The sequence below is a fragment of the Nitrospirae bacterium CG2_30_53_67 genome (assembly GCA_001873285.1).
GTDB lineage: Bacteria > CG2-30-53-67 > CG2-30-53-67 > CG2-30-53-67 > CG2-30-53-67 > CG2-30-53-67.
In genome coordinates, this window is record MNYV01000177.1 from 26,743 (window position 1) to 38,061 (window position 11,319).

At 52.9% G+C, this 11,319-nt stretch carries 11 protein-coding genes; 5 read left to right on the top strand and 6 right to left on the bottom strand.

Annotated elements, in window-relative coordinates; genetic code table 11:
- Positions 1-104 precede the first annotated feature (104 nt).
- From AUK29_10990 to AUK29_11010, 5 genes are all read left to right on the top strand, one after another.
- On the top strand, positions 105-1,730 hold the full coding sequence (locus tag AUK29_10990) for a hypothetical protein (GenBank protein ID OIP60795.1): 1,626 nt from the start codon (positions 105-107) through the stop codon (positions 1,728-1,730).
- A gap of 123 nt (positions 1,731-1,853) precedes the next feature.
- Entirely contained in the window at positions 1,854-2,069 is a 216-nt protein-coding gene (locus tag AUK29_10995; protein ID OIP60796.1) for a hypothetical protein, read from the top strand.
- Positions 2,070-2,444: 375 nt separating this feature from the next.
- Positions 2,445-3,260, top strand: a complete 816-nt coding sequence (locus tag AUK29_11000; protein OIP60797.1) for a hypothetical protein — start codon at positions 2,445-2,447, stop codon at positions 3,258-3,260.
- 7 nt (positions 3,261-3,267) lie between these two features.
- Complete coding sequence (locus AUK29_11005) at positions 3,268-4,017, top strand: hypothetical protein (GenBank protein OIP60798.1); 750 nt, start codon at positions 3,268-3,270, stop codon at positions 4,015-4,017.
- Positions 4,007-6,619: a hypothetical protein gene (locus tag AUK29_11010; GenBank protein ID OIP60799.1), complete on the top strand. Its 2,613-nt coding sequence runs from the start codon at positions 4,007-4,009 to the stop codon at positions 6,617-6,619. Before AUK29_11005 ends, AUK29_11010 begins: the two co-directional genes overlap by 11 nt.
- 30 nt (positions 6,620-6,649) lie before the next feature.
- Here the strand turns inward: AUK29_11010 and AUK29_11015 are convergent, their stop codons facing one another.
- The 6 genes from AUK29_11015 to AUK29_11040 form a co-directional block, all read right to left on the bottom strand.
- Positions 6,650-7,348 (bottom strand): deoxynucleoside kinase, encoded by a 699-nt coding sequence (locus tag AUK29_11015; GenBank protein OIP60800.1) that lies wholly within the window; start codon positions 7,346-7,348, stop codon positions 6,650-6,652.
- Positions 7,345-7,839, bottom strand: a complete 495-nt coding sequence (locus AUK29_11020) for a 2-amino-4-hydroxy-6-hydroxymethyldihydropteridine diphosphokinase (protein ID OIP60801.1) — start codon at positions 7,837-7,839, stop codon at positions 7,345-7,347. The genes AUK29_11015 and AUK29_11020 overlap by 4 nt, the downstream gene beginning before the upstream one ends.
- Positions 7,836-8,201, bottom strand: coding sequence for a dihydroneopterin aldolase (locus tag AUK29_11025; protein OIP60802.1), 366 nt, complete (start codon positions 8,199-8,201; stop codon positions 7,836-7,838). Before AUK29_11025 ends, AUK29_11020 begins: the two co-directional genes overlap by 4 nt.
- Before the next feature lie 19 nt (positions 8,202-8,220).
- Positions 8,221-9,714, bottom strand: coding sequence for a leucyl aminopeptidase (locus tag AUK29_11030; protein ID OIP60803.1), 1,494 nt, complete (start codon positions 9,712-9,714; stop codon positions 8,221-8,223).
- Between the two features lie 423 nt (positions 9,715-10,137).
- Positions 10,138-10,602, bottom strand: a complete 465-nt coding sequence (locus tag AUK29_11035; GenBank protein ID OIP60804.1) for a hypothetical protein — start codon at positions 10,600-10,602, stop codon at positions 10,138-10,140.
- Positions 10,603-11,068: 466 nt separating this feature from the next.
- A complete protein-coding gene (locus AUK29_11040; protein ID OIP60805.1) occupies positions 11,069-11,302 on the bottom strand; it encodes a hypothetical protein in 234 nt (77 codons plus the stop codon).
- Positions 11,303-11,319 lie beyond the last annotated feature (17 nt).

Here is an 11,319-nt window from a genome sequence, read left to right on the forward strand (position 1 = left end):
TCGGTAAACCATGCATCTTTGAATAAGATGGCAGATGAGGTCCAATATTATTTTAGGAAGTAGGAGAAACAGAGAATTATTTAACGAGGAAAAGGAGGTTGATGATGTCAAAGCGGTTGATTAAAAAGGGAATTTCATGTTTATGGGTTCTGAGTTTATGGATCTTGATTGCAACGGGCATGGCTGAGGCGCAATCAGAGCAGAGACCGGAATATCTTCCGGATGAGGTTCTCGTCGGTTTCAAGGACCATGCGGCGAAGCATGCCGTAGACGTCGTGCTGGCGCAGGTTAACGGGCAGGTTGTGAGAAAGTTCCGTCTTGTTCCGATCATGCTTCTGAAGGTTCCGAACCATACGGTTCTCTCGGTCGTGAGATTTCTGAAAAGCCGGCCGGAGGTGGAATTTGCGGAGCCCAACTATCTCCGTCGCCTCCATGCCGCGCCGAACGATCCGAGGTATGGGGAGATGTGGGGTTTGAACAATACGGGCCAGACCGGCGGCACATTCGATGCGGACATTGACGCCCCGGAGGCCTGGGGCCTGACCACGGGGGATCCGAATAGGGTCGTTGCCGTGATCGACTCCGGGGCCGACCTCAACCATGAGGACCTGGCCGGGAATATCTGGACGAATCCCGGTGAGATCCCGGGCAACGGAATGGATGATGACGGCAACGGTTTTATTGATGATGTCCATGGATGGGACTTCGCCCATGATGACAGTGATCCGTCGGACACCGATGCAGCCTGCGGCGGGCATGGGACGCACACGGCCGGGACCATCGGCGCAAGAGGAAACAATGGGATCGGAGTCACCGGCGTGAATTGGGATGTGAAGATCATGCCCCTGAAGGCGTTCAGGTCGTTTCTGGGTTTATGTTCAGCATCTTCATCGGATATCATCGGCGCCATAGACTATGCAGCCATGATGGGCGTCAGGGTATCGAGTAACAGCTACGGCGGCGGTCCCTACAGCCAGTCCGAATTCAACGCGATCCAGGCGTCAAAGGGCCTCTTTGTGGCCGCGGCGGGGAACGAGGGGAATAACAATGATGTCACGCCGAATTATCCCTCGAACTATAATCTGAATAATATCATCGCGGTGGCGGCTACCGATCACAATGATCTTCTTGCCTATTTTTCCAACTATGGGACAAATTCCGTGGATCTGAGCGCCCCCGGCGTGGACATCCTCAGCACCACCCCGAACAATACCTACAGCCTGTTCAGCGGGACCTCCATGGCCACGCCGCACGTGGCCGGAGCGGTTGCGCTTCTTATGGGTTCTGATTCCAGTCTTACGAACAACGAAGTGAAATGGAGGATCTTACAGGGGGCGGATAACAAGTCGCTCCCCGTGCTGACCGGGGGCCGGCTGAATGTCAACCATTCGCTGACGCTGCCGCCGCCGCAGGTTACGGTTACCGTGACCCCGAATGGGTCCACGACCCTTTCTCCGGGAGGCATCCTCTCCTTCATCCTCACCCTGCATAACAATGAACCCGCGCCTCAAACCGCGGTGATATCCCTGGCGCTGGTCAAACCGGATGGGAGCGAACTTGTCCTCGTCCAGCGTGCCTTGACCGTGCCGGCCAATGGCACCTTGAACAAAACGATTTCCAAAAAGCTGCCTTTAGGGATGGTCCCCGGCGAATATCAGATGGCAGGGAGGGCGGAGATCCCGGCGATGAGTTATGATGAAGATCTCGTCGTATACAATGTCGTGCCATAAGCGGCCCATGGCTATTGGCCCGGAGGAAGGTCTTGGCAGGGAAGCTCCCGGTGATATGATAAAATCAATGCGGAGTTCCGTTGCAGAATAGTCCGTGCCGGTTTGCGATGGAGGGGAAAGCCCATGCATTTTGAAGAGCATATTACCCAGGCCCTGGAGGATTCGGAAAACTTCTCGAGGAAGGTGGCCATTTCCTTCTTCAAGACGCTCAAGCGTGCCGGGTGTACGGATCAGCAGATCATCTCCGTGGCCACGGATGTGATCGGATGTCTGGTGGAAAGCCTCGAAAAATTCGAACAGAAAAAGATGAAGGAGGAAAAGGACACGAAGACCCGGTAGAAGTTCTCACTCTGTTTTTAAAAAGCTTCAAAAGAGCAGGAGAGCGCCGGGTTATTTTATAAACTCCATTTCATATCCGAAATAAAAAGATTAATACGACTGAAAAAGGGGCTGATGCCCCTTTTTCTTTTTTTTCCTGCATTTTTTCCCGGATGAGGGTCTGCAGAGATGACATCGGTCGTTGCTGCACCACTGGCAGAATTCACAGTCCGGGCAGGGGTATTTTTTCAGATCCTTGTCTTGCGCCTTGTTCATGTTCCTATTATATCCCTAAAAATACGCATAGCGCAAATCATGAGCGTTGACTTTTCCCTTGAAACAAACGGGACTTTGTTATATTTTAATGAAATAAAAACGATCGCTTATGGATAACAGATGCTTCGATTTTTCAGACCATACCTTTTTGTTCTCCTGTTTCTCCTGGCGGCAGGTTCAGGGTGTTCCAGCATCCATGAGTCGATTCGCTCGGCCCGTTCGTCCTTCCCCCTGAAGTATTTTTACTATCCTTCCTATGAAACAGTGGGGGCCATGTACAAAACCGATCCCTCGCTCGCGATAGAACTTCTGGAGCGGATGAGCCGGGAACATCCTCAGAATCTCGCTTACCGATTGACCCTTGCCGACATGTATAAGGACCGGGGGATGGCCAATAATGCGATCCGGCTCTGGTTCGAGATCCTGGACATGAGCAAGGATAAAGGTGTTTTGGACGCAAGAAACCTCAAGGTCTATTTTATTCCGATCGTCTCCGGTCAGGAAGAGGGAATGCGGCCCTACGCCCGGATGATAGACAAGCCTCTGGTCTATGATCATATCGGGATGATTTATTTTCAGAACGCCTTTTTCGAGGAGGCATCAGACTATTTCAGCAGGGCCGCCGAATACGCTGCGGACCCGAAGCAAAAAGCCGGGCTTTATTATCAGGCGGGCCAGGCCGCCGGCTCCAAAAAAGTGGAATTCTTCATCTCGGAAAAGGATGGTAAACCTTACCGGAAGGCCGGAGGGCATACGGTCCTGGTGGATCCGGCGTTGTACCGGAAAAAAGAGAAGGCCTTTTATCTGATGGCTCTGGCATTGGACATGACGGATAAGGATCTGCGGGAGGAAATCGAGAAAAAACTGGATGAAGCAGATCAGGAGATCTTGAAATATGAGGCAAGGCCGGGGGCCCGCGTTTCACAAGCGAATTAAGCGTCAAATGGGCAAGGCCCTCTTTGATTACAGGATGATTGATCCGGGGGACAGGATCCTGGTGGCTGTCTCCGGGGGCAAGGACAGCCTGAGTCTTCTTCATCTTTTGAAAGGGCATCTCTCCCGCGCTCCGGTCGACTACACCTTGATCCCGGCGCATGTGGACCTGGGGACGTGCCGGAGCAAGGTGGATCTTCTCAGCGATTATTTTCAGGGTGAAGGGTTTTTATTCCGGATGGTTGAGACCCGGATCGGATATGAGATCTGCGGGGCACAAAACCTTCCGGAGAGCTGCTGTTTCCACTGTTCCCGGATCCGGAGAAAGCTCCTCTTTGAGACGGCCCGCGAACTCGGATGCAGGAAGGTGGCCTTTGGTCATCATATGGATGACATGATCGAGACCTGTCTCATGAACATGTTTTTTGCGGGCAATATCAGCACCATGATGCCCAGGCAAGAGCTGTTCAAGGGGGATCTGGTCTTGATCCGTCCGCTCGCCTACTGCCGGGAAGAGTGGATCCGGGAGTATGCCCGTCAACATGGGCTTCCGGTCCGGGAAGAGGCCTGTCAGGAGGGAGGACCCGGGTCCCGGCGGCGGCGGATCAAAAATCTGCTTGCCCAGCTCGAGAAGGAAAACCCGGGCCTCAAGACCAGACTTTTTCATTCATTGAAGAATGTTCGTATGGAATATATGCCCCGGGCCTTTCATGACGGGAACGAACCGAGTCCGTGTGTAAAGGGGCCTCATGTCCAATAAGATTCAGGGAAGCCTCAAGATCATGTCCCTTCCTGATGTCCTGCAGTGGATCGGTCTGGCTCAGAAGACCGGATCCCTGATTTTTGAGAAGGACAAGGAAAAGAAGGTCCTCTTTTTCAGGAAAGGGGCGGTGATCGGGGCCAATTCGAACAACCCAAAGGACAAGGTGGGAGAGATCCTGATCCGGATGGAAAAGATCACTCGTGAAGAGCTGGATCAAGGGCTGATCAAGCAAAAGGAGACGGGCGACTTGATCGGGGATATCCTGCTGGCCAGGGGGTATCTCACGACCAAGGACTTTATCACCGCTCTGGAGAGTCAGGCCACTCAGATCATTTATGATCTTTTCACATGGAAGGAGGGGGAGTTCATCTTTCAGGAAAGACTCCCGGCGGCGAGGACTATCCCCATCTCCATCAAGGTAGACTTTATCCTGATGGAGGGGATGCGGCGCATCGATGAATGGCAGAGAATCAAGGAGGCCTTTCCTTCCCTGGACATCATCCTGGCCCTTGAAGAACAAATTCCCGAAGAGGAGGAGGACGGGGATCTGAAGGCCATGCGGAACCTGGTAAACGGGAAGAATACCATTCTCGATATCTGCGATCAGTCCCCTTTGAACGATTTTGAGACCTGCAATGATCTCTATAACCTGTTCCATAACGGCAAAATCACTAAAAAGGGTGTCCGAAGTCCGCATGAGATTACAGATGACGATGATGTGAAACGTCTGCTCAGCCGGGGAAAGGCCTTCTACCAGAAAGGGCGCTTTGCGGATGCCATACCCTTCTTTGAGCGGATCATGAAGATCCAGCCCGAAAACAAGGAAGCGGACCGGTTTCTGACCCGAGCCATCACCGCGGTCCAGAATGAGCTGCTGAAAACATTGGGGTCTCCCAGCGCCGTATTAGAGATCGCCAAGGGATTCCGCATGGAAGACGCCAAGGACTTGAGCGTAGAGGAGGGTTTTGTCCTCTCCCGGATTGACGGGAGAACCACGGCCAAGGAAATCACCTATATCAGCGGTCTCTCCCAGACCGAATCTTGTATCACGTTGAACCGGCTCTTTGAAAAAGGGATCATCCGTGCCGGCAGGGACAAGGAGGAGATCCGGCGCAGGACCAGGCCGGTCATGGCCAGGGAGACCCTGGACCCGAAGAAAAAACGGATGACCCTCGATCTTGCCGACATCCTGCTTTCCGAGATCCTCCTGGATCTCATGAAACAGAGACAGACCGGCATTCTTCAACTGATGGCTTCTCCCATGGACATTCGTGTCTATTTCCACGAGGGTTCCATGGTGTTCGCCACTTCAAACATGGAATCCGACCGGTCCGGGAGCATCATGCTCCGGAAGAAGAAGATCACGGAAGATCGGTATCAGGAAGTCAAAGCCCTGGCCGACAAGGAGAACATGTTTCAAGGGAACGCCCTGGTCAAGCTGGGGATCATTACCCCGAATGATCTGATCTGGCTGACCAAGACCAAGGTTGAGGAGATCCTGATCAGCCTTTTCGGATGGCGCAAGGGAAAACTCCGTTTCTTTGAAACGGAAATTCAAGGCCTCGACATCATTCAACTCAAATTGATCCCCGGCAGGATCATCATGGAGGGGACCTGGCGTTATTTTGAGGAAGAGGAGATCATGAAAGTCTTTAAGACATGGGATATCCTTTTCGACGTTGTTGAGACGCCGCCCCTTTCCCGCAGGGAATTGGAACTGACCGATACCGAGGTCACGATCCTCGAACTTGCGGGCAGAAAGAAGAAGATTGAAGAGATGGCCGCCGCCACAGGGCTTCAAAGGCTGGAGATCCTCAAGGTTATTTTCGGGTTCTATTCACTGGGTTTGGTCATGATCAGCAGTCTGGTCGATGAGGATAGAAAGGAAGAGACCGCCCGAGCGCTTACGGAGACGAAGGAAAGATGGGAGGAGGTCCGGAAACAGAACTATTACAGGATACTGGGTCTGGATCCGGGGGTTGATGTCCGGGAGATTAAAAAGGCGTTTTTCAGGTTTACAAAGGAATATCATCCCGACAGGAGTTTTCGATATACGGACAAGGAGATTTTGGATCTGATGCTCAATATTTTTCTTGCCGGCAGGGAGGCCTATGAAGCCCTCTCCGATCCCAAGACCCGCAAGGAATACGACAACTTCCTGAAGGAGCGTGGTGAAGGGGCCACGGCCGCGGACTTCCAGAAGTTTACCAGGCCGAACATCGAAGTCAGCCACATCATGAAGGCCGAAGACTTATTCAATAAAGGGAAGAGTCTCCTGTTCTCCGGAAGGTACGTGGATGCCTCGGAATTTTTTGAGAAGGCCCTTGAACTCGTTCCCGACGACCCGGATTACAATGCCTATACCGGGCTCGCCCTCGCTCGGATGAACAAGGATTACCGGCAGGCCGCTCGTCTGATCGAAAAGGCCCTGGAGTCCGACTCGAAGAATGCCGACTATCATGCCTTCCTTGGAGAGGCGCATTTGAGATATGGAAAGAAGAAGATGGCTGAAGAGGCCTTTGCCGCCGCCCTCGAGATCAATCCCCGGCATATCCAGGCCAAACGGGAGTACCTCAGGCTGCGCTCCAAGGCAAAATAATCTCAAATTTGAAATTTCAAATCTCAAATCTCAAATTTCAAATTCTTTAAAAAGGGTTTCTTTGTCCAGGGGCGCCCGCTTCTTCTCTTTGGTGGAGAGAGGGGCGTAATAACGGGTTCCCTTGTCCATCTGAAGGATATGGCGGATTAAATCGTCGAGGTCCTCGGCGCTTCGAACAAAATCGATTTCCGATGTCTTGATCACCAGCATGGGCGTGTCGCTGTAATGAAAGAAGAAGTATTCATAGGCCTGGTTGACGGCCTCGACATATTCTTTGGTGATGGTATTTTCATAACTCCTCCCTCTCCCTTTGATCCTTTTCATGAGCACGTCCGTGCCGGCCTGCAGGTAGATCACCAGGTCAGGAGAAGGGATGCGCTCGTTTAATATGGCATAGATCTGTTCGTATATCGGGAGTTCATGATCGCTGAGATTCATGTAAGCAAAGATCCGGTCCTTCGGCAGGATGTAGTCCGCCACGGTCCAGGCATGGAACAGATCCATCTGCCTGAGCTGGAAAAGCTGGTTGTACCGGCTGAGAAGAAAAGACATCTGGGTCTGAAAGGCATATTTCTTCCGGTCTGAATAAAAAAGAGGAAGAAAGGGATTCTCCTGGACCTTTTCCTGGATCTTCACGGCCCCCAGGCGCTCGGTGAGCAGGTTGACCAGACTGGTCTTGCCCACGCCGATGGGCCCTTCGACGGCAAGGTATCGTTTCTCCTTGCTCATGAATCCCCCTGAATCTTTTCAACCTTTTGGGCCGTGCCCAGTTCATCCAGGAGTTCCTGGAAGGTCTTTTGATGGATGGGGTGGATCCCGTTCGGCGCGAGTTCGGCCAAGGGCTCCAGAACGAACCGGCGCTGCTCCACGAGGGGATGAGGGATGGTCAGGTCCGGTTCTTCAACGATCTTGTCCCCGAAGAAGAGAATATCCAGATCAATATTCCTCGGTCCCCACTTAATCGGGGTGCTCCTCTCCATTTTTTGCTCAATGGACTGGAGCAGGTCCAGGACCTGCAGGGGAAGAAGGGAGCTCGAAACCTCGGCCGCGGCATTCAGGAACCAGTCCTGGTCCTCGTAGCCCATGGGTTCCGTGCGGTAAAAAGAAGAGACCCGAAGGACCTTCAGTCCCTTGCTGTTTCGCATATGTTCGATCGCGGTCCGGATGTTCCGGGCCCGGTCATCCATATTGCTCCCGAGACCGATGTATACAAGATTCATCTTCGTCTCCTGTTGATCTCCACACCGACGCTTTGGACAGGCGCAGGGATGGGTGGGTGGGGTTTGGTGACGCGGACTTGCACCTCCGCGGGAGAAAATATTTCAAGGAGCATTTCCGCGATCCTTTCCGCAAGGGCTTCGATCAGGCGGCATGGTTCCGATCGGCAGATCTCAAGGACATGATTCACCACGGAGGCATAATCAATGGTATCCTCGATCCTGTCCGTTGAACCGGCCGGGATGCCGTCCATGATCAGTTCAAGGTCCACCCGGAAACGCTGCCCCAATTCCCGTTCCTGCGGCAGGTTCCCGTGGTATCCGTAAAACTCGATCCCGTGGATGATGATTTTGTTACCGCTCATGGTTGATTTCTGCGGCTATCTACAAGGTAGAGATATAACGCAGTAAAGATCTTACGCCGACGCCGGTCGCCCCCCCTGGATTACAGCCCCATCCTTTTTCGTGGAAGGCCGGCCCGGCAATGTCGATGTGGATCCAGGGGGTATCCCCCACAAATTCTTTTAGAAACATTCCCGCCGTAATGGCGCCGCCCCAGCGGTTTCCGATATTCTTCAGGTCCGCCACGCTGCTTTTGAGCTTCTCCTTCATGTCGTCATCAAAGGGAAGCGGCCACATCTGTTCCCCGGCCTCTTTTGCGCTCTTGAGGAATGTGTCGATGAAGGTTTGATCATTTCCCATCACACCCGATGTATACTCTCCGAGCGCCACCACGCAGGCGCCGGTCAGGGTCGCGAGATCGATCATCTGATCGGGCTTGAGTTTGACGGCGTAGCTCAGCGCATCGGCCAGGGTCAACCGCCCTTCGGCGTCCGTGTTCAGAACCTCGATGGTCTTCCCGCTCATGGTCCTTACAATGTCATCGGGCCTTTGGGCGCGTCCTCCCGGCATGTTCTCGGCCGCGGCGATAATGCCGTGAACCACGACATTGGGCCTGATTTGATGGAGGGACTGCATGACCGACAGGACCGTGCACGCTCCGGACTTGTCTATCTTCATGGTCTGCATCGCCTCCGAAGGCTTGAGGGAAAGGCCGCCGCTGTCGAAGGTCATCCCTTTCCCGATAATGGCGATGCTCTTTTTAGCGGATTTTCCACGCGGCCGGTAAGTCAGGTGGATGAATCTGGGCGGATTGCTGCTCCCCTGGGCCACACCGAGGTAGGCCCCCATTCCGAGGCCGGCGATCTGCTTCTCATTGAAGATCCTGCAGGAGAGACCTGTTTTTTTAGCGATCTGCCGGGCCGTGTTTGCAAGGGAGACCGGGTTGATCACATTTCCCGGTTCATTGACGAGGTCTCTCGCGAAGTTGGTGGCCTGGGCGGCCGTGGTCCCTTGCCGGATCCCTGCCTGGATTTTGGTTATGGACATCCCCGGTTCCACGAGGAAGGAGGCGCGTCTCAGTTCGTGCTTTTTTTCTTTCTTCTTGTACTTTTCAAAGGTATAGGCGCCGAGGAGGACCCCTTCGGCCGCGGATTCAGAGAGCTCTTTTTCATTGAGCCCCTTGCCTCCCCATCCGAAAAAAGGGCTCAGGAGGCTTTCTGCCTGGACGCTTTTTGCCGTCTGTACCATCTTTGCAAAGGTCCTGCGGTGACGGTCTGTTGTAAACTCCTTGCTTTTACCCAGGCCGATCAGGCAGACCCTCTTGGCAGAAATTCTCCCTAACGAATGGACAAGGAGGGTTTTTTCGAAATCTCCCTTGAAGTCCTCGTCCCGCATCACGCCCTGGAGGGCGTTTTTCAGGGCGGCATTCACCTCCGCTGCCGGCCCTTTGAGCTTTTTGTCGTCTTCAAAGATCCCCACGACCAGGAGATCTGCCTTGGCTTTCAGGATGTCTCCTTTGTAGATCTGGATTTTCATGCGGTCTCCGTATGACGTTATAAAATAAAGTTAATGTAACATAATTTCTTATGTTTGGAAAGTCAATTTTATCGTTCCAGGAATTTCCCCCTCTTTGGAAAAGAGGAGTGAGGGGAGATTGATAGAGGCAATCTTGCGCCCGGCTCTCGTCGCACCCTGTCCATCAAGCTCAAAGGGCTCTTCCGGCGGATTACAGATTTATAGGGAGGCGCCCATATCAAATAATCAATGTCTGGGTACCCTCGACCCTTTTCAATTCGATGAGGTCAGCGGCCGAGCGCACGTGAGGTACGCTTGACCGTTTTGTTGGCTGAGTGCCTCCGTCGCACTCCAAGACCTGCGCTGGATTTTGCCAGCGTCAAGCAAACACTCCGGAGTTGACTGACCTGTCTCAGCCGAAGCGTAACAGCAGCCGGACTCAGATCAACTTTCATCACCGATACTCCTCAGATATTGAATATCATCTTGATCCTGACCGCTCCCGCGGAAGGACTTCAGGAAAATCAGACCTTCAGGCGAGACAACGCTGAGCGTTCCTCCTTCCCATTCCACCCTCGTGCGGGTCTCCCACGCCCGCTCTATTTCATGCGTGACAACGAGCAAATCCAGAACGAGGGTTTCGCCTGTGACGGGCTCAATCTTGGTGACGCGATGTATATTGATCTTGCCGCCATGGAACTCCATGGGCACGGCGCCCAGGGTGAATCCTAACTCGCGAACTGCATCCCTTGCCTTGTCAAGGGAACTCGACTCGATCATGATATCAATGTCAAGAGTGGCCCTTGGCAGAGCATAGACAGCCATGGCCAATCCCCCGTAAAGAGCATACTCGATCCTTTCCTCACTTAGTTTTTTGATCAGCTTCTTCAGTTCATCCAAGAGATCCATAGGGTCTTTCCTTACAGCCGCACGCAGAAGGTCGCGTGTCAAACTTCAAGATTCACTCAACCTTATCCCAGATCTCGGTCTATTCTCGGAGCAATGAAAGTCTGAAGGTCCGCCTGTCCCCATCACCTTGTTGTCATTTTGGCCGTCCATGCGGGATAGTCATTTCATCCCGAGATGGGTCAGACATGATTTTCAAGCTTATGGGCCGGCCCCGTTGCGCGTAACATACACCTGAAAGGGTACGAAATCAAGGCCAAAGATAATGCCAAAGATAATGCTGAAAGGGCTCTTCCGGCGGGTTACAGATTTATAGGGAGGCGCCAATATCAAATTATCAAAGGCTGACCCTCTATTTTTCTTATGGCATTCAGATTATAGCTGGAAAAAAAGAGGGAGTCAACTTCTACCTACTTTTTTGTCGCAGACCCCTCCTCTTGGGGTGTGCGACAAATTTGTCGGTAAACCCTCAAGCGCACGCCCGCTGCTCCCAGAAATCCTCCCACCGATTGCTCATGATGCTGCATCGAAGGGCGATTATCTTATTTGCCCCTTCGACCGTCCAATGCATCCCCGATTGTTTCAGCCTCTGTCCAATCACCGAACGGCATCCGGCCTCAAGCACGCCTGAGCCGACAAAAAGCCCGAGCCTTTTAAATTCAGCATACCGCATCCGTTCCTTGTTCTTCTCAAAATAGCCCATTTCTCGGTCGCAAAGGT

Bases quoted from the DNA above. Each gene is read 5' to 3' on its own strand.
- AUK29_10995 (OIP60796.1), top strand. From the start codon at position 1,854: ATGCATTTTGAAGAGCATATTACCCAGGCCCTGGAGGATTCGGAAAAC.
- AUK29_10990 (OIP60795.1), top strand. From the start codon at position 105: ATGTCAAAGCGGTTGATTAAAAAGGGAATTTCATGTTTATGGGTTCTG.
- AUK29_11020 (OIP60801.1), bottom strand. From the start codon at position 7,839: ATGAATCTTGTATACATCGGTCTCGGGAGCAATATGGATGACCGGGCC.
- AUK29_11040 (OIP60805.1), bottom strand. From the start codon at position 11,302: ATGGGCTATTTTGAGAAGAACAAGGAACGGATGCGGTATGCTGAATTT.
- AUK29_11035 (OIP60804.1), bottom strand. From the start codon at position 10,602: ATGGATCTCTTGGATGAACTGAAGAAGCTGATCAAAAAACTAAGTGAG.
- AUK29_11005 (OIP60798.1), top strand. From the start codon at position 3,268: ATGGGCAAGGCCCTCTTTGATTACAGGATGATTGATCCGGGGGACAGG.
- AUK29_11010 (OIP60799.1), top strand. From the start codon at position 4,007: ATGTCCAATAAGATTCAGGGAAGCCTCAAGATCATGTCCCTTCCTGAT.
- AUK29_11025 (OIP60802.1), bottom strand. From the start codon at position 8,201: ATGAGCGGTAACAAAATCATCATCCACGGGATCGAGTTTTACGGATAC.
- AUK29_11030 (OIP60803.1), bottom strand. From the start codon at position 9,714: ATGAAAATCCAGATCTACAAAGGAGACATCCTGAAAGCCAAGGCAGAT.
- AUK29_11015 (OIP60800.1), bottom strand. From the start codon at position 7,348: ATGAGCAAGGAGAAACGATACCTTGCCGTCGAAGGGCCCATCGGCGTG.
- AUK29_11000 (OIP60797.1), top strand. From the start codon at position 2,445: ATGCTTCGATTTTTCAGACCATACCTTTTTGTTCTCCTGTTTCTCCTG.